Origin of the sequence: Allokutzneria albata (assembly GCF_900103775.1) — a bacterium.
Taxonomy (GTDB): Bacteria; Actinomycetota; Actinomycetes; order Mycobacteriales; family Pseudonocardiaceae; genus Allokutzneria; species Allokutzneria albata.
Window position 1 is genome coordinate 2,479,511 of sequence record NZ_LT629701.1, and the last position, 20,417, is coordinate 2,499,927.

Below are 20,417 nucleotides of genomic sequence, written 5' to 3' on the forward strand. Positions count from 1 at the left end.
AGGACTCCTCCATTGCCTCTCTCGCCCTCAGCGCACGTGGACACCTTCACCCGAGACCACCTGCCGCACGAGTCCCTGTGGCCGGTCGTCGAGTTCACCACTCCCGAACTGCGCTACCCGGACCGGCTCAACGCGGCGACCGAACTGATCGACACCGCGATCGCGGGATTCGGTGCGGACCGGCCCGCGCTGCGGACACCGGGCGGAGAGTCCTGGTCCTACGGCGAGCTGCGCACGCGGGCGAACCAGGTCGCGCAGGTGCTGACCGAGGATCTCGGCCTCGTACCAGGGCAACGCGTCATGCTCCACTCACCCAACACTCCGTGGACCGTGGCCGCGTGGCTCGGATTGCTCAAGGCGGGAGGCGTCGCCGTCACGACGATGGCCGCACTGCGCGCCCGCGAACTCACCCCGATCGTCGAGCGGACGCTGCCGTCGATCGCGCTGGCCGACTCCCGGTGCGCCCAGGACGTGCACGTCGTGCGGGACGCCGCGATGCCGTCACTCGCGGTCGTGGAGTCCGACGACCTGATTGCCCGTGCCAGCGGGAAATCGGGCGAGTTCACGGATGTGCGGACCGCCGCGGACGACGTGGCGCTGCTCGGCCCGACCTCCGGCAGCACCGGCGTTCCGAAGATCACGATGCACTTCCACCGCGACATCCTCTCCATAGACAACACATTTGGCCGTCACGTGCTGAGGCTGACGCCGGACGATGTGGTCGCCTGCTCCGCGCCGTTCGCCTTCACCTTCGGTCTCGGCATGCTCGTCGTCTTCCCGCTGCGCGCGGGTGCTTGTGCCCTGCTGACCGAGAAGGTCACCCCGGCGCAGCTCGCGGACATCGTTCACCAGGAGGGCGTCACCGCCCTCGCGACCGCTCCCACCGCGTACAAGGCGATCCTGCGCGAAGGGCGGGACAAGAAGCTCGCGGGTCTGCGCCTCGCGGTGTCGGCGGGCGAACACATCCCGCGGCGCACCTGGGAGCAGTTCCGGGACCGGCTCGGCATCAGGATCATCAACGGGATCGGTGCCACGGAACTGCTGCACATCTTCATCTCCGCGGCAGGCGACGAGATCCGCCCCGGTGCCACTGGGAAACCTGTCCCGGGCTACCGGGCGGCCGTGCTCGGGCCGGACGGCGGCGAGGTCGGAGCGGGCGAGGCGGGACAGCTCGGCGTCATCGGTCCCGTCGGCTGCCGCTACCTGGACGACGAGCGCCAGAAGAACTACGTCGTCGACGGGTGGAACGTCACCGGCGACGTGTTCACCAGGGACGAGGACGGCTACTTCTTCTTCCAGGCGCGCACCGACGGCATGATCGTCTCCTCCGGTTACAACATCGGCGGCCCCGAGGTGGAGGCGGCCGTGGAGACGCATCCCGACGTGGTCGAGGTCGCGGTCGTCGGCAAGCCGGACCCGGAGCGCGGTTCGGTGGTGTGTGCCTTCGTCGTGCTCCGCGCGGGAGTCGTCGGCGATGGCGTGAAGGCCAAGGAGATCCAGGACCACGTCAAGCAGATCCTGGCTCCCTACAAGTACCCGCGCGTGGTGCGGTTCCGCGAGCGCTTACCCCGCAACGCCAGCGGCAAGGTGCAGCACTTCGCGCTGCGCAAGATCATCACAGACGAGCGGGGGGAAGGTCGTTGAAGATCGCGATCGTCGGCGGGGGCCCCGGCGGGCTCTACTTCGCCGCGCTGACGAAACACCTCGACCCGGCGCACGAGATCACCGTCTGGGAACGCAACGCGCCCGACGACACCTTCGGCTTCGGCGTGGTGTTCTCCGACGAAACCCTCGGTGGGATCGAGAACGCGGACACCGTCTTCGCCGAGGCGATGGCCAGCCGGTTCGCGCGCTGGACGGACATCGACATCCACTTCCGCGGGCAGACGCACACGGTGGGCGGCCAGGGTTTCGCCGCGATGAGCCGCAAGGAGTTGCTCCACCTGCTCCAGCGACGCTGCCGGGACCTCGGCGTCAGCACGCACTTCTCGGCCCCCGGCCCGGATGTCGACGACCTCCGCCGCTCGCACGACCTCGTGGTCGGCGCGGACGGGCTGAACTCCGCGATCCGCACCGCCCACGCGGAGGTCTTCCGGCCGACGCTGGATCGCAGGCACAGCAAGTACATGTGGCTCGGCACGGACCTGGTGTTCGAGGCCTTCCAGTTCTTCATCAAGCAGACGCCGTGGGGAACCATGCAGGCCCACGCCTATCCGTACTCCGACACCGGGTCCACGTTCATCGTCGAGATGCACGAGGACGTCTGGCGCCGGGCGGGCTTCGAGGACACCACGCTCCCGCCCGGCGGCTCCGACGAGCGCGCGATCGACCGGCTCCAGGAGCTGTTCGCCGAGGACCTGGCGGGACATCGCCTGCGCGCCAACAACTCCAAGTGGCTCAACTTCACCACCGTGCGCAACGAGCGGTGGCGGCACGAGAACCTCGTCCTCGTCGGCGACGCCGCGCACACCGCGCACTTCTCGATCGGCTCCGGGACCAAGCTGGCGATGGAGGACTCGCTCGCCCTCGCGGCCTGCCTGCACGAGCACCCGGACATCGAGTCGGCGTTGAGCGCCTACGAGGCCGAGCGGCGCCCGGTCGTCGAATCCACTCAGCGCGCGGCCCAGGCTTCCTTGGAGTGGTTCGAGAACATCGGCATGTACGTCCACCAGGAGCCGACGCAGTTCTGCTTCAACCTGCTCACGCGGTCGCGCCGGATCACCTACACGAACCTGCGCACCCGCGACGCCGAGTTCGCCGACCGCGTCGACTCCGCGTTCGCCGCGGCCCAGGGCTTCGACGAGGTCGTCCCGGCGATGTTCCAGCCGTTCCGGCTCGGCGGGATGGAGCTGAAGAACCGGGTCGTGGTGTCCGCGATGGACATGTACTCCGCCGAGGAGGGCGTGCCCGGCGACTTCCACCTGGTCCACCTGGGCTCCAAGGCGATGGGTGGCGCCGGGCTGGTGATGACGGAGATGGTCTGCGTCTCCCCCGAGGGCCGCATCACCCCCGGCTGCACGGGATTGTGGACCGACGAGCAGCGCGACTCGTGGGCGCGGATCGTGTCCTTCGTCCACGAGCGCAGCTCCGCGCGGATCGGGCTGCAGCTCGGGCATTCCGGCCGGAAGGGCTCCACCCGGCTCATGTGGCAGGGCATGGACGATCCCCTGCCCGAGGGGAACTGGGAGATCATCGGCCCGTCTCCCCTGCCCTACGGAGCCGGTTCGGCGGTCCCGCGCGAGGCCACGCGCGCCGACATGGACCGGATCGTCGCCGACTTCGTCGAGGCAGCTCGTCGTGGCGCCGACGCCGGGTTCGATCTGCTCGAACTGCATTGCGCGCACGGCTACCTGCTGTCGTCCTTCCTCTCGCCGATCGCGAACCGGCGCACCGACGCCTACGGCGGGTCGTTGGAGAACCGGCTCCGGTTTCCCCTTGAGGTCTTCGACGCGGTGCGCGCCGCGTGGCCCGCGGAGCGGCCGATGATCGTGCGCATCTCGGCGACCGACTGGGCTCCGGACGGCAACACCGAGCACGATGCCGTGGAGATCGCGCGGGCCTTCGTCGCCCACGGAGCGGATGCCATCGACGTGTCCTCGGGACAGGTCACCAAGGACGAGCGCCCGGCGTACGGACGCTCGTACCAGACACCGTTCGCCGACCGGATTCGGCACGAGGTCGCGGCGGCGGCCGGTGCCGCGGTGATCGCGGTCGGCGCCATCGCCTCCCACGACGACGTGAACTCGATCCTGCTGGCGGGCAGGGCCGATCTGTGCGCCCTCGGCCGCACCCACCTCTACGATCCACAGTGGACACTGCACGCGGCCGCCGAGCAGGAGTACCGGGGTCCCGCCGCGGACTGGCCGGCGCAGTTCCAGGCCGGCAGCCGGAAGCCGCCCACCGCGCGGACCGACGCGGTGCGCCCCCGCCTGTCACTGCTGCAGGACGGCGGGGGCGAGCCTCAGGTCCACGTGCGCTGGAAACCCGTCACGCCCTCCGGTACCCGGCCAGCGTGGAGTCATCGACCTCGGGGAGGTTGACGACGATGTTGTCCGGGGTGCGACAGGTCAGCCACACCAGTTCTTCCGTGGTGCTCATGTTCGCTTCGACGTGCGGCATGTACGGCGGGACGAACACGAAGTCGCCCTCGGACATGTCGACGTACTGCTCGTAGTTCTCGCCGAAGTAGATGCGCGCCGTTCCGGTGAGCACGTAGCCACCGGTCTCCGCTTCGCCGTGGTGGTGCGGCAGGGACCGGTAGCCGGGTTCGTTGCTCACCTTGCCGAACCAGATCCTCGTCGCGGGCGTGTGCTGCGGGGACACCCCGGAAACCCGGACGGCGCCCCCGGACTGGCCGGTGTCGGTGTGCTCCTGCCCGCGGCGGGTGACCACGGGGACAGCGGTGAGGTCGAGCTGGTCGGCGGTCATGGCGTGCTGCCTTCCTCCGAGGGGACACCTATAGCGCGTTTTCGACTGTCGTCATCGAAACATGATGCCCAGTGGCGGACAAGGCCCGCGTCCCCCGGGTCCGGCACGGTCAGACGGCCTCCAGGACGAAGAACAGGAAGCACAGGAAGGCAGACCTGCCCGCCAGCTCCTCGGCGAACAGCTCGTGAGCGCCCGGCGCGACGGGCGGTTCGCTGATCACGGCCGTCCGGAAGCCCGCCGCGGTGAAGGCGTCGGTCATCGCGTGCAGTGGCCGGTGCCAGTACGTGAGGGCAGCCTTCCGGCCGTTGAAGGTGTGCTCCTCGGTCCACTGGAAGGTCGAGAAGTAGGGGGACTCGGGATTGATCATCTTGTACAGGATCGGGTGGTTCACCGCCAGGATCAGCCGGCCACCGGGCTTGAGCACCCGCCGCAGCTCGGCCAGCGGCGCGCTCCAGTCCTCCAGGTAGTGCAGCACCAGGGACACGATGACGTCGTCGAAGGCGCTGTCGGGGTACGGCAGCGGACGGCTGATGTCGGCGACCTGCAACGCCGCGTCCTCGCCGAGCCGCCGCCGGGCCAGCTCCACCATCGTCGCGCTGGAGTCGAAGCCGGTCACGATGGCGCCGCGCTCGCGCAGCGACTCGAACAGCGGACCCGAGCCGCACCCGGCGTCGAGGACGTGCCGCCCGGCCACGTCCCCGGCCAGGTCCACGATCGCCGGCCGCGTGTAGTACGCGTTGATCAGGCTGTTCTCGGTCTCGGCCGCGTAGTCCTCGCCGAAGGTGTCGTAGTCGTTGATCACTGACATGCCGTCCACTCTGGCACAACCGGCCCGACCACTATTCAGTGCTACTGTGTAGTGCTAGTCAGTGAGACTAGGTAGCCGGGAGGGGCGCAGCGTGGTGCGAGGACACGTCGAGCAGGGTTGGGGAAAGGTCGCGGACGCGTTCCGCGCGAACTTCACGGGCAGTCCCGGCGAGATCGGCGCGGCGTGCAGCGTCTACGTGGGCGGGCGCCCCGTGATCGACCTGTGGGGCGGCCTCGCCGATCACGTGGCGAAGCGGCCGTGGCGCGACAACACCATCGTTCAGGTCGCGTCCACGACGAAGGGCGCCACCGCGATCTGCGCCCATCTGCTCGCACAGCGCGGTGAACTCGATCTGGACGCCCCGGTTGTCCAGTACTGGCCGGAGTTCGGAGCCGCGGGCAAGGACGAGATCCCCGTGCGCTGGCTGCTGTCGCACCAGGCCGGTCTGCCCATCGTCGACGGACCGCTCACCTTCGAGCAGGCGTGCGCCTGGGACCCCGTCATCCGCGCACTCGAAGCGCAGAAACCGTTGTGGCAGCCGGGAACCGCGCACGTCTACCACGCCATGACGTACGGGTTCCTGGTCGGCGAGGTCGTGCGCCGGATCTCCGGCAGGTCCCTCGGCAGGTTCTTCGCCGACGAGGTGGCCGCCCCGCTCGGGCTGCGCGCCTGGATCGGACTGCCCGAGGACGAAGAGCCCCAGGTCGCCGAGTTCGAGGACGCCGCTCCGTTCACCTTGGAGGAGCTGATCGCCGGGCTGGCCTCGGCAACCGGACTGGATACCGGCACAGTCACCGCGTGGGTCCGATCCATGTGGAGCCCCGACGCGGTCCAGATGCACGCCGGTTCGCTCGGAGGCGCCACCGACCCCGCCTCCGGCTACTTCCGCACCCGCGCCTGGCGCGCGGCGGAGTTCCCGGCCGCGAACATGGTCGCGGACGCGCGGTCGTTGGCCCGCATGTACGCCGCCACCGTCAGCGAGGTGGACGGAGTCCGCCTGCTCGCCCCGGCCACCGTCGAGGCGATGACCGCCGTGCAGACCGACAAGACTCCGATGTACGGACTGCCACCGGGCTTGGACATCCCCGCTGAGCGCTCCTTCCACATGTCCCTCGGATTCATGCGGGCCTGCCCGCTCCTGCCGTTGGCAGGGCCGGGATCCTTCGGCCACCCGGGCTCCGGCGGGTCCATCGCGTTCGGAGACCCCGACGCCGAGGTCGGTTTCGGCTACGTCACCAACCTCTGGAACTACCGCCCCGACGACCCGAGGGCGGCGAACCTGGCCGACGCCGTGCGTTCCTGCCTCGACGCGGCCTGAAGTGTTCGATCCGTCCATGCCCTGGAAGGGCGCGGGTTCCGCGATGGGTTCGAGTTCCGTCTCGTAGGGAGAATCAGAATCCAACAACTCGGCCAAACGCCCCAGAAGCTCCTCGGCCCTCGTCAACTCCCCCACCGAAAGCCCCACGGCCACCTCCGCGAACCGCTGACTGAAGGGCCCGAAGTCCAGGCGGACCGGATCTCGCGTTCGGCGCCGGACCGCACTTCCGCATCGGGGCGCAGCTCGCCCAGCTCGAACTGCGGGCCACGCTTTCGTTGCGGCGCAACGACTTCCGGCACGCGCCTCGCGGTCCCGTACGCGGAGCTGGAGCAGGTCAGCCTCGGCGGCATCCAGGGAAGCCGGTTGACCTCGCTGCCCGTCGACTTCGGCTAGAAGTCGTCGCCGTCGAGCAGGGCGAGGTCCGGTGGCACGAGCGTCGTCGACAGCATCAACTCGCGCAGCAGGTTGTCGTTGAGCGAGTTGCCCACCGGCTCGCCGACCTCCTCGCGGGTGAGCCCGGGCACGCCGCCCCGGGACAGCCGCGTGCGGACGGCGACGACGAGGTGTTCGACGCGCTTGGCGGTCCAGCCGTCGTCCGGCGCCAGCTCGGCGAGCTGGTCGGCGGCCTGCCGCCAGGCCAGCGGCTGCGGCCGCGCCTCGTGCAGCAGGTAGCGCTGGCCCAGCACGACCAGGGCCAGCCGCTCCGCCGAGCTGAGCCGCCAGGTCTTCGGCGGCTGGGTCACGTCGCGGTGCCGGGACACCGGTCGCTGCCCGTCCGGCCCGACGACGTAGATCTCCAGCAGGTGCTCGCGACCGCTGGAGCCGCGGACGAACAGCGGGGTGTAGCCGTCGCCGAGCGGGATGGGCTCCTCGCCCCGGAACAGCATCCGCGAGCCGGGCAGCCGGATCGGCAGCTTGCCCGTGGTGGCGACCTCCCACCGCCGTTCCCGGTACACCAGCTCCCCGTGCACGCGGCTGACCTTGGTGTCGTCCCCGCCGACGCAGACGTGCACCTCCTCGCGGTTGCGGCCGAACAGGATCGTCCGCCCGTCCTTCGGCCGCACCGAGACGCCGCCCAGGGTGGCCAGCGCGTAGAGCGTGCCGGGCGGCGCGGCCGAGGACACCCCGAAGGCGAGGCTGTCGTGCGAGGAGGACAGCCTCCGGACCTCGAGGTCCTTGTCCTGCTCGTCGTACATCACTTCCTCCGTCGTCATCTTCTCGCCGCGAGCACGGGAACGAGCGCCTTGGTCAGGTCGGTGGCGACGGCGCAGTGCCGCTCGGCGGTCTCGCCCCCGCCGGTGACGGCGATCATCACGGTCTCCGCCTTCGTCTTCCCGGTGGGAAGCGAGTAGGTGTGGTCGACGATCCGCACGTCGCAGCCCGCGTCGTCCCCAGCACCGCCCGGCTCGGTGTAGGTGGCGAAGCCGCCGACGGAGGCGAACCGGCCGTCGCGCTGTTCGTTGAACGAGTTGTTGCCCCGGTCGAAGTACAGCGTCACGATCGTGTTCCTGGTCGCGCTCCGCCAGGTGCACGACCAGTTCCCGAAACCGGGCCGGTGGGTGGCCGGGTCCACGCCGGGCACCTTCGCCAGCGCCTCCTCCGGCACCAGCCGGCACGCGTCCGTGCGAGCCAGCGACCGCGCGGGGAAGGGCGCGTTCCGGCGCGGCAGCTCGGCCTGTCCGGCGAGGGTCGCCACGTGGTCGGCGGAGGTGTCGGCCATGAGGCAGAGATCCGATGGCACCGGGCCGTCGTCGTGGTCGGCGGTCACCAGAACCCCGACGTCGTCCGGCAGCACCACCAGGCGCTCGCACAGGTCGCTCCTGTCGCGCGCGTCGACCACGGTGATCGGCCCGACCTGCCTCGCGCGCCCGGACGGAGCCCCCCGCAACGGCTTGAGCTCCACCCGGAAGTCCACGTAGCTGCCGCCAGCACCGCGCACGATCACGTCGCAGCGGGGGAATCCCGAGTACGCCTCCTCCAGCTCGGTCGCGCCGAACCGGCCGAGCGCGGCGATGTCGATCAGCGCGCACGGATCGGCGGTGCGCTGGTCACCCGCCCCGAGCGCGGGCCTGCCGGGCCAGAGGATCGGCACGGTCACGGCGGCCGCGAGCACGGCGACCGCGACCAGCGCCCAGGGCTTCCACCGTGCCGGGCCGGTGTCGCGCCCGTCGACGACGTCCTGCAACAGGCCGCGCGCGGTCGAGGCGTCTGGCCGGGCCGCCGGATCGCGCTGCATCAGCTGCGCGAGCACGGGGGCCAGAGGCCCGGCGTCGTCGGCGAGCGGGATCGGAGCGGTGGCGACCCGGCGCAGCAGTGCCAGCGGGTTCTCGGCGTCACCGAAGGGTTGACGGCCCTCGACGGCGGTGAACAGGGTCGCGCCCAGCGAGAAGACGTCGGAGGCGGCCGTGGGCTCCTCGCCGTTGGCGACCTCGGGGGCGAGGAAGGCGGGCGTGCCGCCGACCAGACCGGTGTGCGTCCAGGTGGTCTCGGTGCTCAGCGCCCGGGAGATGCCGAAGTCGGTCAGCTTGACCACGTCGTCGGTGTCGACGAGGACGTTGCTGGGCTTGACGTCCCGGTGCACCACTCCCTCGGCGTGCACCGCGGCCAGCGCGTCCGCGATCTGCACGCCGAGCCGCGCGACCCGCCCGGGGGCCATGGCGCCCTCGGCGTGGATCAGCGTGCCGAGACTGCTCGACGGCACGTACTCCATGACGAGCCACCACTCGTCACCGTCCTGGACCTCGCCGAGGAAGGTGACGATGTTGGGGTGGTCGAGCTTGGCCGCGATCGCCGCCTCGCGGCGCAGCACACGACCGGTGCGGCCCTCGCTGAGCGCCTGCTTCAGCGCTACCTGGCGACCGTCGCGTTCGTCGGTGGCGCGCCAGACCATGCCCATGCCACCTGCGCCTATCGGCTCGGCGAGCCGATATCGGCCGGCGATGAGCGTCCCCGAACGCACCGGTGTCTCCCCCGTCAAGCGATGTGTGCGAGGCACCGTACTGCATCTCGGGAGCCCTCCCGAGGCCCCTCTCTACCTTGCTGTCATGACCACCCGGCAGCATCCCGCGGCCCCGCTCACGACACCGCTGGTGGCGACGGTCGCGGCCATCGTCGCACCGGCTCGCGGAGACTCCGGCAAATGCCAGAAGCGACCTCCATCTGTCCACAGTGGACAACAAGGCCGCCGCTCCGGGCCGACCGTCCACTGAGGAGAGACCCCGTGCACAGCAAGACGGCCGACTGCGCGCAGATCTGCGCGACGAACACCCCCGGCAGCAACCACGTCCTCATCGAGGGCAACCGCTGTCAGAAGATCGACGACATGTGCCTGAAGGCGGGGGGCCGAACGAGGGCGAGGGCAGCGGCAAGGGCCACAGTCCGCACTTCACCGTCCGCGGCACCTTCTGCGAGACGCTCAAGGCCGCGCAGGTGTTGATGTTCGAGGACGTCCAGCACGCCACCGTCGAGAACAACGAGTTCGCCGCGTCGCCGGCCAAGGCCATCGGGCTGGGCGGTGTCCGGGGGGTCCGCCCAGCCCGGCTTCCCGCCGGGAACCGATCAGGCCAGCGCGGCCAGCGCGCGGTCGAGCGCCTCGCGGGTCGGCGCCGCCGCCGGGCGCTTCCTCGGCACGGCCTCCACGAGCATGATCGCGTAGAGGTAGACCTGGTACAGCGCGATGCGGGTGCGGATGGCGTCGTCGAAGACCAGCACCCCGCCCGCCTGGCGGTAGCCGTTGAGGAACACCTCGTCCTGCTCGATGTCGCCGAACAGCGCCAGCGAGGCCATGTCCGCCAGCGGATCGCCCCAGAACGAGCGCTCGCCGTCGATCAGCCCGCTGATCTGCATGGTCCCGCGCGGCGCGTCGACCATGACGTTGCCCGGCCACAGGTCGAAGTGCACCAGCGCGGGGGTGACCACGTCGTCGAGCACCGGCGCCACCGCGGCGACCCGCGACCGGATCTCCGGCAGCTGCACGGCGAAGCGCGCCGCGTCGGCCAGCACCGCGTCGACCATGCCGAGGAAGGCCTCCCGCCACGTGTTCGCCAGGCCGCGCTGCGGGTAGCCGAACCGCCGCCCGGTCAGCCGGTGCAGGTCCGCGACCACCCGGCCCAGCTCGGCCCGGAGCCGGTCCCGGTCCGCCGCGCCCAGCTCCGCGCGCAGGCTGTGCCAGGTCTGCCCGGGGACCTCCTCCATGAGCAGGTAGCCCTCGCCGCCCCGGATCACCCTCGGCACCGGAACGCCGCCGGTCTCGGCGATGCGCAGGAACATCTCCTCGGTGGCGAGCAGGGCGATCTCGTAGTCCAGCCGCGGCTCGCCCGGGGACGGCTCGACCTTCAGCACCTGCCGCTCCCCGTCGACCATCTCCAGCCGGAAGAGCGTGTTGTAGTAGCCGTCGGTCAGCTGTTCCTGGAAGGCCACGTCGGCGGGGTCGATGCCCGCCAGGGCCAGCGGCGCCGTCATGGCGGCCAGCCTAGACGAGCCGCCCGCGATGATCGTCCGCCCGGCCCGGAGTCGGCCCGGACTCGGCGGGGTTCCGGTTCGATCTCGCGGGCCGGTGCGACCCGTCCGGCCAATTGCCCGGCGGGCCCCCGCTGGCGCACCCTCGGCAGCTCCGGCAGCAGAGAGGATCACGCATGGCCAGCGACCTGCAACGGCGCAAGATCGCCCCGGTGTTCTCCGCCATGGACGCCGACTCCGACGGACTGCTCACCGAGTCGGACTTCCGCGCGCTCACCGACCGCTGGACCGCGTTGCGCGGCGCCGAGCCCGGCAGTGACGCGCACGCCCTGCTCACCGCCGTGATGATGGGCTGGTGGGCCGCACTGCTCGCGGGGGCCGGCCCCGACGGCGAGACCGTGACCCTGGCGGACGTGCTGGCCGTGGCCGAGCGGCTGCCCTCGATGCGCGACGCGGTCGTGGGCACCGCCAACGCGATGTTCAACGCGGTGGACCGCGACGGCGACGGCGAGGTCTCCGCGGCCGAGTACGGCGAGATGATCGAGGGCTGGACCGGCACGCGCGGCGACTCGGCCGAGGTCTTCCCGCTGCTCGACGCCGACGGCGACGGAAGGCTCTCCCGCGCGGAGTTCGCCGACCTGTGGTTCGAGTTCTGGGCGGGCGACGACAGCGGCGCCCGCGGCAACCTCGTCTTCGGCCGCTACTGACCGCTACCCGATCCGGGCCCGGCGAACCGCGACCTCGATCCCGTCGAGCACGGTCGCCAGCCCGGATCGGAAGGTCTCCCGTGCCTCCTGCTCCAGGTACGGCACGGTTTCGTCCTCCAAGTGGAAGGCCCGCTCGGACTCCAACCTGGTCAACGCCGGGTAGCGGGCACCGAAGTCAGGCGCGACCTCTTCGAGCAGGGCGGAGCGGGTCAGCCACCACTCGTCGTCGGAGACACCGGTCTCGGCCTGCGCCGCGCGGGACTCCGCGACCAGCCGCACCGCACCGCGGACGTAGGTGGTCAGCGTGCCGACGAGGCGCCGCACCTCCTTCGCGGGCAGGTCGAGGCGGTCGAGGATCACCACCAGGGTCTCCACGGACTGGAACTCGTTCGGGCCCAGCACCGAGCGCGCCTGCGACACCTGGAGCAGCCACGGGTGCCGGAGGTAGAACTCCCAGGTGTCCCCCGCCCACGCGGTCAGCGCGTCACGCCACTCCCGGTGGCCGGAGTAGTCGGTCGGCAGCTCGCCGAGCGCGCGGTCGTACATGAGGTCGACCAGCTCGTTCTTGTTCGCCACGTAGGTGTAGAGCGCCATGGCGGTGCGGCCGAGGCGTTCGCCGACCGCGCGCATCGACAGCCCCGGCATGCCCTCCGCGTCCGCGATCGCGATGCCCGCCTCGACGATTCTCTCGACCGAAAGTCCTGGTCGCGGGCCGGGACGCGCGGGGTCGGCAGCAGCGTCGCCGGGGTCGGAACGCCACAGCAACGCCATCGAGCGGCGGGCGTCGCCCTGCGCCGCGTAGACCACCATTTGCAACTCCTTACGGCATAAAGTAGCCTCAGTTTACACCCTAAGGAATTCCCTCCCGAGAGGAGCCTGTCCTGCGCACGGCAGCCGACAGCCATGACGTCATCCAGGTTCGCGGGGCCAGGGAGAACAACCTGGCCGATGTGTCGCTCGACATTCCCAAACGCCGCCTCACCGTCTTCACCGGCGTGTCCGGCTCGGGCAAGTCCTCGCTGGTCTTCGGCACGATCGCGGCCGAGTCCCGGCGCCTGATCAACGAGACCTACACCGCGTTCGTCCAGTCCTTCATGCCCAGCACGGGCCGCCCGGACGTGGACGCGCTGCACAACCTCAGCGCCGCGATCGTGGTGGACCAGGAGCGGATGGGCGCCAACTCCCGCTCCACCGTGGGCACCGCGACCGACGCCTCCACGTTGCTGCGCATCGCCTTCAGCCGCCTCGGCACCCCGCACGTCGGCGGCGCGCACGCCTTCAGCTTCAACAACCCCGAGGGCATGTGCCCGGAGTGCGAGGGCATCGGCCGGGTCTCCACCATCGACGTGGACCAGCTGGTCGACCGCGGGCTGTCGCTGAACGAGGGCGCGATCACCGTCCCCGGCTTCACCGTCGACAACTGGTACGTGCAGACCTACGTCCAGTCGGGGCTGCTCGACCCGGACAAGAAGCTCGAGGACTACTCCCCCGCCGAGTGGGACGACCTCCTGCACCGGACCTCGCACAAGGTCAAGCTCGGCAGCACCAACGTCACCTACGAGGGCCTGGTCGCGAAGGTCCAGCGGTTGTACCTGTCCAAGGACCGCGACGCGATGCAGCCGCACATCCGGTCCTTCGTCGACCGCGCGGTCGCCTTCGCCACCTGCGGCTCCTGCGGTGGATCCCGGCTCAACCCCGCGGCCCTGTCGGCGAGGATCGACGGACGGAACATCGCCGAGTGCTCCGCGATGCAGATCAGCGATCTGGCCGGGTTCATCGGCAAGATCGACAGCCCGGAAACGGGACCAGTGTTGGAGAACCTCCGGCACACCCTGGACTCGCTGGTGGAGATCGGGCTCGGCTACCTCAGCCTGGACCGCGAGTCGGGCACGCTCTCCGGTGGCGAGGCGCAGCGCGTGAAGATGGTGCGGCACCTGGGTTCCAGCCTCTCCGACGTCACCTACGTCTTCGACGAACCCACGGTCGGCCTGCACCCGCACGACGTCCAGCGGATGAACAACCTGCTGCTGTTGTTGCGGGACAAGGGGAACACGGTGCTCGTCGTGGAGCACAAGCCGGAGGTCGTCGAGATCGCCGACCACGTGGTCGACCTCGGCCCCGGTGCGGGCGTCAACGGCGGCCACATCTGCTACACCGGTGACGTGGCTGGGCTGCGCGCCTCGGGCACGCTCACCGGACGGCACCTCGACCACCGCGCCCGGCTGCGCGAGCGGGTGCGCGCGCCGCGCGGGCAGCTGCCGATCACCGGCGCCTCGCTGCACAACCTGAAGAACGTCAGCGTCGACATCCCGCTCGGCGTGCTGACCGTGGTGACCGGTGTGGCGGGCTCGGGCAAGAGTTCGCTGATCCACGGCTCGCTGTCCGGCCGCGAGGACGTGGTGGTGGTCGACCAGTCGGCGATCCGCGGGTCGCGGCGCAGCAACCCGGCCACCTACACCGGCCTGCTCGACCCGATCCGGACCGCTTTCGCCAGGGCCAACGGGGTGAAAGCGGCCCTGTTCAGCGCCAACTCCGAGGGCGCGTGCCCGAACTGCAAGGGCATCGGCCTGGTCTACACCGACCTCGCGATGATGGCCGGGGTCGCGACGGTGTGCGAGAAGTGCGAGGGCAGGCGGTTCACCCCCGAGGTGCTCGAGCACAAGCTGCACGGCAAGGACATCAGCGAGGTGCTGGCCATGCGGGTCGCCGAGGCCAGGGAGTTCTTCACCGCCAAGGCGCCGAGGGCGATCCTGGACCGGCTCGTCGACGTCGGCCTGGGCTACCTCGGCCTCGGGCAGCCGCTGACCACGCTCTCCGGCGGTGAGCGGCAGCGGCTGAAGCTGGCGATCCGGATGGCGGAGAAGGCGACCACCTACGTGCTCGACGAACCCACCACCGGGCTGCACCTGGCCGATGTGGACCAGCTGCTCGGCCTGCTGGACCAGCTCGTCGACGACGGCAACACGGTCGTGGTGATCGAGCACCACCAGGCGGTGATGGCGCACGCCGACTGGATCATCGACCTCGGACCGGGGGCGGGCCAGGACGGCGGGCAGGTCGTGTTCACCGGCACCCCGGCCGACCTGGTCGCCGACGGGAGCACGCTCACCGCGACGCACCTGCGCCGCTACACGGGCGGGTCAGGTTCCTGATAGGCGGCTTGAAATGGTCCCGTAAAGCCGTTATCCAGGCGGGGTGACCCTGGAACTGGGGATACTCGGCGATCTCCACGTGCGCGTCGGAGGGGAGCCGGTGGAGACCGGCTCCCCCCGGCAGCGCTGCGTGCTGGCCGCCCTGCTGGTGGACGCCAACCGGCTCATCCCCCTGGACCAGCTGGTCACGCGCGTGTGGGGGGCCGACCCGCCGCCGGGGGTGCGCTCGACGCTGCACACCTACGTCTCGCGCCTGCGCGGGGTGCTCGCGCCCAGCGGCGAGGCCACCCTGACCCGGCAGCCCGGCGGCTACACGCTGAGCACCGACCTCGCCAACATCGACCTGCACGCGTTCCGCGCCCGCGCGGAGAAGGCCCGCAGGAAGGCCGATCCGGCGGGCCGGGCCGCCCTGCTCCGCCACGCGCTGGAGCTGTGGCGGGGCGACGCGCTCGCCGGGTCCGGCACCGAGTGGGCCGAGGCGGTGCGGGTGACGCTGCACAAGGAGCGGCTGGCCGCGCAGGTCGAGCGCGTCGACGCGCTGCTGGAGTGCGGGCGGCACGCGGAGCTGATCGCCGAGCTGACCGAGCTGACCGTGGAGCACCCGCTCGACGAACGCCTCTGCGCGCAGCTGATGCTCGCGCTCTACCGCAACGACCGCCGCGCGGACGCGCTGCAGGAGTACGAGCGGATCCGCCGCGCCCTCGTCGAGCAGCTGGGCACCGATCCCGGTTCGCGGCTGCGCGAGCTGCACGCGCGGGTCCTCGCCTCCGCGCCGGAGCTCACCGCCCACGTCCCGGGCGCGGCACCGAGGGCGACGGTCCCGCACCAGCTGCCGTCCGCGCCCGGCATGTTCACCGGGCGCCGCGCCGAACTGACCACATTGAACAGAAGCGCGCTCACGGTGATCAGCGGGGCGGGCGGGACCGGCAAGACCTCCCTGGCGCTGCACTGGGCGCACCTCGGCCCGAACCGGTTTCCGGACGGCCAGCTCTACGTGGACCTGCGGGGCTACGACCCCGACCACGAACCGGTTCAGCCCGAGGTCGCGCTGCGCGGGTTCCTCGACGCGCTCGGCGTCCCGCCCGACACGCTGCCGGAGGAGTTCCGCGAACGCGTCGCGCTCTACCGGGACCTGCTGGCCGAGCGGAACGCGTTGGTGGTGCTGGACAACGCGCACGACGCCGCGCAGATCGACCAGCTGCTGCCCGGCGAAGGCGAGTGCACCGTGGTAGTGACCAGCCGCGATCGGATGAGCGGGCTGTCCGGCGCGCGCCTGCTCACCCTCACCGCCCTCGACCCCGAGGACTCCAGGGCGCTGCTGGCGTCCCGGCTGGGCGAGGACCGGCTGGCGGAGGAGCCCGGCGCGGCCGACGAGCTGGTCGCGCTCTGCGCCGGACTGCCGCTGGCCCTGGGGGTGGTCGCCGCGCGGGTGGCCACCTCGCCCTGGCTCAGCCTCGCGGAGCTGGCCAGGAGCCTGCGCAGCGACCGGTCCCGGTTGGACGGGCTGCGGATCGGCGACAGCCGGGTGGACCTGCGCGCGGTGTTCTCGTGGTCCCTGCACGGGCTGTCCGCCGCGGCCACGGAGCTGTTCGGGCTGCTCGGCCTCGTCCCGGGCGCGGAGATCGGCAGGAGCGCCGTCGCCGCGCTCGTCGGCTCGGACGACACCGCGGCGCTGGACGAGCTGGAGAACGCCAACCTGGTCACCAGGTCCACTTCGGACAGATACCGCATGCACGACCTTATTCGCTTGTACGCCAAGGAAATCGCTCACGGATCGGGCACCGAGGCGCTGCGCCGCTGGGTCGACTTCCACACCCACTCCGCCTACGCGGTCGAGCGGGCGCTGTTCCCGCGCCGGGCCGTGATCCCGATGGAGCCCCCCGTCCCCGGGTGCGTCCCGGTCACCTTCGACGACATCTCCTCGGCGTTGGAGTGGCTGGACACCGAGCACCACAACGTCACCGCCGCCCAAGCCCTCGCCGCGGAGTTCGGGTGGCACGACAGGGTCTGGCAGATCGCACGCGCGCTGGACACCTACTTCTGGCGCTGCGGTCTGCAGTCCCACCGCGTGGCGCTGTGGTCGGCCGGTCTGCGCTCTGCGGAGGCGGTGGGCGATCTGGACGCGCGGGTGCTGTGCCTTCGAACGCTCTCCGACGCCTACGCGCGGGTCGACGAGCACGACACCGCGCTCCGCCTCGTCGAACAGGCCCTTGAGCTGGCCGAGGACCCGGAGGTGGTGGCGCACATCCACTACAGCCAGGTGTCGGCCTGCGACCAGCGCGGCGACCACGAGCGGGGCCTGACCCACGCCGAGGCCACCTTGCGCATCTATCGAGAGCTCGGCAAGCCCGCTCTGCACGCGCAGGGGCACATCGCGGTGGGCTGGTGCCTGATCAAGATCGGCGGGCGGCACGAGGAAGCGCGGTGGCACTGCGAGGAGGCGCTGGCGCTCTACCGGGCGCAGCGGGACCGCAGTGGTGAGGCGGGCGCTCTCGAAGGGCTCGGCATGCTCGCCTACGACTGCGGCCAGTACGCGGAGGCGTTGACGTACTTCCAGCAGGCTCGGAATCTGTCGGTGCGCCTGGGCAACCGCTATGTCGAGGCCGACGTCCTCGAACACCTGGGCGAGACGTACAGCGCGCTCGGGCGGCACCGCGACGCCAAGGACGCGTGGGAGCGAGCCGTGGAGTTCTTCACCGCGCAGAACCGCCACCGCGACGCGGAGCGCGTCCTTTCCCTGCTCCGCCAGCCGGTCCCGCTCTGACACCCGCTAGCGGACCAGGTGGCGCTGGACGTCCTCGGCGACCTGGGCGCGGTCCATGGCGTACTTCCGCAGGATGTTCTTCAGGTGCGTCTTCACGGTGTTCGCGCTGATGCCCAGCTCCTGGGCCAGGCGTTGGTTGTTCAGGCCGTCCGCGATCAGCAGCGCGACCCGCTGCTCCGCCGGGGTGAGGGCGAGGAACCGCCGCTCCGGTCCGTCGTCGGCGCGCATCGACATCTCCGCGAGCTCCGACTGGATCTCCGCGCACGAGGTGACGACCTGCTGGAGGTGTTCGGCCGCCAGGCTCAGCTCGCCGCCGACCAGCACGTGCTCGGCGGTGCGGCGCAGCGAGGCCACCCGCGACGCCAGGTACTCCACCACGGGATCGCGGGTCGCGGACGACGCGAGGCCGGGGGCGTCACCGGGGAGTAATCGCAGCGCTTCCAGGTCTTCCTGGTGCCGCGCGAGCACGCGGGCGACCAGTCCGGCCAGCCATTCGAACGCGTGCACGGCGTCGTCGTCGTAGGTGTCCGTCACCGAGCAGTACATCGACAGCATGCCGAAGATCCGGCGTCCGCCCGTGCGGTCCCTCCGGAACAGCGGGACGGTGACCGCGTCCGCGGCGTCGCTCTCCGCGCGCAACGCCGCTCCGTTGTCGTAGCGGACGCGGTAGGTCTGCTTGTGCCGGACGACCCACGCCACCAGGCCGTTCGTCGGGTACGCGCTCGACACCGGGTCGTCGTGGCCGTAGACGTAGCGAACCCGGTTCGTCCCGTGCAGCAGGCCGACGTGGAAGGCGTCCACCCGCGCGATCCGTCCCGCCACGACGCGCACGTACTCGTAGAGGCCGTACCGGTCGTAGGCGAACCGCGCTGTGATCGTGTTGTGGGCCTCGTGCAGCACGGCAGCGGTCTCCGAACTGACTCTCAGTGGCAACTGTGACACTGGGCCTCCCGTGCGATCGCGGAGCGCGATGGTCCAGCCTACGACTCCTCGCCCGCGCCGGGACACCGGCGCCGGCTCACCCGGTAGTAGCTGTACCCCAGCAGACCGAAGAGAATGACCCCGGAGATGATCAGGCTCGACCCGGTCGCCCAGCCGGGCAGCGGCAGCCACGGGAACAGCCGCAGGCCCCACACCACGCCGAGGCCGATCAGCCCCAGTCCGGCCAGCACCGAACCCGCCACGTTCAGCGGCGAGGACACCGCCGCCTCCATCGCCTTCATCGCCCGGTCCCGGACCGGGTCCACGTACTTCTCCAGCGAGGGGAACTCCGCCGCCAGGGTGACCAGGCCCGCCAGCACCAGCAGCAGCCCCGGCCCCGGCAGCACCAGCAGGATGATGCCGACCAGCACCAGCGCCCCACCCAGCAACATGATCAACACGCGCTTCAGCTGCTTGCTCGCCGCCACCGGTCGCCCTCCTCGTGTCCGTTGCCGCCCACGCTAGGCCAGCCCGGTGCCCGCGCGCACCGAACACGCCGTCCGGGGCGCGGACGGCGGCCCATCGGCCCACTCGGTCATCAGGCCGGGCGGAGCCGGACCGGCAGCCTGCTCATCCCGGTGAACAGCGTCGAGTAGATCCGTTCGGCGGGCCCACGACGTTCGACTCCGGCCACGTGGCGGCGCAGGCTCTCGAGCATCGCCTGGATCTCGACCCTGGCGAGGTAGGCGCCGATGCAGAAGTGCGGTCCGTGGCCGAAGGTCAGGTGGTTGTTGGGTTTCCGCGCGAGGTCGAAGACCTCGGGGCGGTCGAACACCGTCTCGTCCCGGTTCGCCGAGCAGGCCCACAGCGTGACGATGTCCCCGGACGCGACGGGCACCCCGGCGATCTCCAGGTCCTCGGTGGCGTAGCGCCCGTAGTGCTGCGCCGGGGTGGTCCACCGCAGCACCTCCTCGGCGGCGACGTCGAGATCGACCTCGCCGCCGCGCAGGTCCCGCCACTGGTCGGGGAACTCCAGCAGCGCGTCCACCGCGCCGATCATGGAGAACCTGGTGGTCTCGTCCCCGCCCAGAATCAGGTTGTAGCAGTTGAGGACGACCTCGCTCTGGCTGAGGTACCTGCCGTCCACCTCGCTCGCGGCGAGCAGGCTCACCACGTCGGCGTGCGGGTTGTCCTTGCGCTGCTCGGCGAGTTCGGCGAAGTAGTAGAGGATCTCGTTCTTCGCCATCCAGGCGTCGGTGCTCGTCGCGTCCGGGTTCTCCGAGCTGACCGCGGACTTGGTCAGTTCCAGCAGGGTGGCCCGGTCCGCGTCCGGGATGTCGAGCAGGTCGCAGATCGTCGCCAGGGGGACGTGCGCGGCCACGTCGGCGGCGATGTCGCAGTCGCCCTTGGCCGCGGCCTCGGCGACGAGCCGGTCCGTGGCCGCGCGCACGCGGTCGACGATGACCTGCAGGGCGCGCGGGGTGAACGAGCGCAGCAGCAGCTTGCGCAGCGAGGTGTGCCACGGCGGGTCCGAGGTCGTCAGCATCTTGCCGCCGGAGGGATCGGTGCCGATCAGCAGCATGTCGAGCGAGTTCCCCCGCTCCGAGGTGTACCGCTTGACGTCCCTGGCCGCGGTCCGCACGTCGGCGTACCGGGACACGACCCAGAACCCGGGCCCTCGTCCGGTTTCCGGGTGCCAGTACACCGGGCACTCCGCGCGCAGGTACCGCCACATCTCGGTGAGGTCCTGCTCGACGAAGGTGTGCGTGTCGGTCAGGTCAACGGCCGCGATCTCCGGCGGCACCGGTGACCGGTGCGTGGTGGTCATCTGGTCTCCTTGCCTGGTGCGGGTTCGAGCCGG

Annotated in this window: 15 protein-coding genes; 6 read left to right on the plus strand and 9 right to left on the minus strand. The window is 70.9% G+C overall.

The features are described 5' to 3' along the window. Positions 1–12: 12 nt before the first annotated feature. Positions 13–1,644, plus strand: coding sequence for an AMP-binding protein (locus BLT28_RS11330; RefSeq protein ID WP_030432119.1), 1,632 nt, complete (start codon positions 13–15; stop codon positions 1,642–1,644). Continuing rightward, positions 1,641–4,040, plus strand: a complete 2,400-nt coding sequence (locus tag BLT28_RS11335) for a bifunctional salicylyl-CoA 5-hydroxylase/oxidoreductase (protein WP_030432118.1) — start codon at positions 1,641–1,643, stop codon at positions 4,038–4,040. The genes BLT28_RS11330 and BLT28_RS11335 overlap by 4 nt, the downstream gene beginning before the upstream one ends. On the opposite strand, the gene BLT28_RS11340 is transcribed toward BLT28_RS11335, so the two are convergent. Next, on the minus strand, positions 3,988–4,428 hold the full coding sequence (locus BLT28_RS11340; RefSeq protein WP_030432117.1) for a cupin domain-containing protein: 441 nt from the start codon (positions 4,426–4,428) through the stop codon (positions 3,988–3,990). The two genes, BLT28_RS11335 and BLT28_RS11340, sit on opposite strands and share 53 nt — an antisense overlap. A gap of 109 nt (positions 4,429–4,537) precedes the next feature. Further along, positions 4,538–5,236: a class I SAM-dependent methyltransferase gene (locus BLT28_RS11345; RefSeq protein WP_030432116.1), complete on the minus strand. Its 699-nt coding sequence runs from the start codon at positions 5,234–5,236 to the stop codon at positions 4,538–4,540. 91 nt (positions 5,237–5,327) lie between these two features. Between BLT28_RS11345 and BLT28_RS11350 the strand changes: the two genes are divergently transcribed. After that, positions 5,328–6,554: a serine hydrolase domain-containing protein gene (locus tag BLT28_RS11350; RefSeq protein WP_030432115.1), complete on the plus strand. Its 1,227-nt coding sequence runs from the start codon at positions 5,328–5,330 to the stop codon at positions 6,552–6,554. Between the two features lie 389 nt (positions 6,555–6,943). Here BLT28_RS11350 and BLT28_RS11360 read toward each other — a convergent pair whose 3' ends face one another. The 3 genes from BLT28_RS11360 to BLT28_RS11370 form a co-directional block, all read right to left on the minus strand. After that, positions 6,944–7,768: an FHA domain-containing protein gene (locus BLT28_RS11360; protein WP_231950752.1), complete on the minus strand. Its 825-nt coding sequence runs from the start codon at positions 7,766–7,768 to the stop codon at positions 6,944–6,946. Continuing rightward, positions 7,765–9,513, minus strand: coding sequence for a serine/threonine-protein kinase (locus BLT28_RS11365; protein WP_156051438.1), 1,749 nt, complete (start codon positions 9,511–9,513; stop codon positions 7,765–7,767). The genes BLT28_RS11360 and BLT28_RS11365 overlap by 4 nt, the downstream gene beginning before the upstream one ends. Before the next feature lie 599 nt (positions 9,514–10,112). Next, positions 10,113–11,015 (minus strand): phosphotransferase family protein, encoded by a 903-nt coding sequence (locus BLT28_RS11370; RefSeq protein ID WP_043813243.1) that lies wholly within the window; start codon positions 11,013–11,015, stop codon positions 10,113–10,115. 173 nt (positions 11,016–11,188) lie between these two features. Between BLT28_RS11370 and BLT28_RS11375 the strand changes: the two genes are divergently transcribed. Beyond that, positions 11,189–11,719, plus strand: coding sequence for an EF-hand domain-containing protein (locus BLT28_RS11375; RefSeq protein WP_030432111.1), 531 nt, complete (start codon positions 11,189–11,191; stop codon positions 11,717–11,719). A gap of 3 nt (positions 11,720–11,722) precedes the next feature. Here the strand turns inward: BLT28_RS11375 and BLT28_RS11380 are convergent, their stop codons facing one another. After that, the gene (locus BLT28_RS11380; protein WP_030432110.1) at positions 11,723–12,529 is read right to left on the minus strand and encodes a TetR/AcrR family transcriptional regulator; all 807 of its coding nucleotides are present in this window, start codon (positions 12,527–12,529) and stop codon (positions 11,723–11,725) included. A gap of 71 nt (positions 12,530–12,600) precedes the next feature. Here BLT28_RS11380 and BLT28_RS11385 point away from each other — a divergent pair, with 71 nt between their 5' ends. Beyond that, entirely contained in the window at positions 12,601–14,871 is a 2,271-nt protein-coding gene (locus tag BLT28_RS11385) for an ATP-binding cassette domain-containing protein (protein ID WP_030432109.1), read from the plus strand. A gap of 43 nt (positions 14,872–14,914) precedes the next feature. Further along, the gene (locus tag BLT28_RS11390; RefSeq protein WP_030432108.1) at positions 14,915–17,635 is read left to right on the plus strand and encodes an AfsR/SARP family transcriptional regulator; all 2,721 of its coding nucleotides are present in this window, start codon (positions 14,915–14,917) and stop codon (positions 17,633–17,635) included. Positions 17,636–17,641: 6 nt separating this feature from the next. Here BLT28_RS11390 and BLT28_RS41875 read toward each other — a convergent pair whose 3' ends face one another. The 3 genes from BLT28_RS41875 to BLT28_RS11405 form a co-directional block, all read right to left on the minus strand. Next, positions 17,642–18,568, minus strand: coding sequence for a LuxR C-terminal-related transcriptional regulator (locus BLT28_RS41875; protein ID WP_407638802.1), 927 nt, complete (start codon positions 18,566–18,568; stop codon positions 17,642–17,644). A gap of 47 nt (positions 18,569–18,615) precedes the next feature. Further along, positions 18,616–19,044 (minus strand): PGPGW domain-containing protein, encoded by a 429-nt coding sequence (locus BLT28_RS11400; protein WP_030432106.1) that lies wholly within the window; start codon positions 19,042–19,044, stop codon positions 18,616–18,618. Between the two features lie 110 nt (positions 19,045–19,154). Beyond that, positions 19,155–20,384: a cytochrome P450 gene (locus BLT28_RS11405; RefSeq protein ID WP_030432105.1), complete on the minus strand. Its 1,230-nt coding sequence runs from the start codon at positions 20,382–20,384 to the stop codon at positions 19,155–19,157. Positions 20,385–20,417: the final 33 nt, after the last annotated feature.

Excerpts from the sequence above, each read along its gene's own strand:
- BLT28_RS11370 (WP_043813243.1), bottom strand. The coding sequence starts at position 11,015 with ATGACGGCGCCGCTGGCCCTGGCGGGCATCGACCCCGCCGACGTGGCC.
- BLT28_RS11375 (WP_030432111.1), top strand. The coding sequence starts at position 11,189 with ATGGCCAGCGACCTGCAACGGCGCAAGATCGCCCCGGTGTTCTCCGCC.
- BLT28_RS11405 (WP_030432105.1), bottom strand. The coding sequence starts at position 20,384 with ATGACCACCACGCACCGGTCACCGGTGCCGCCGGAGATCGCGGCCGTT.
- BLT28_RS11380 (WP_030432110.1), bottom strand. The coding sequence starts at position 12,529 with ATGGTGGTCTACGCGGCGCAGGGCGACGCCCGCCGCTCGATGGCGTTG.
- BLT28_RS11345 (WP_030432116.1), bottom strand. The coding sequence starts at position 5,236 with ATGTCAGTGATCAACGACTACGACACCTTCGGCGAGGACTACGCGGCC.
- BLT28_RS11360 (WP_231950752.1), bottom strand. The coding sequence starts at position 7,768 with ATGACGACGGAGGAAGTGATGTACGACGAGCAGGACAAGGACCTCGAG.
- BLT28_RS11340 (WP_030432117.1), bottom strand. The coding sequence starts at position 4,428 with ATGACCGCCGACCAGCTCGACCTCACCGCTGTCCCCGTGGTCACCCGC.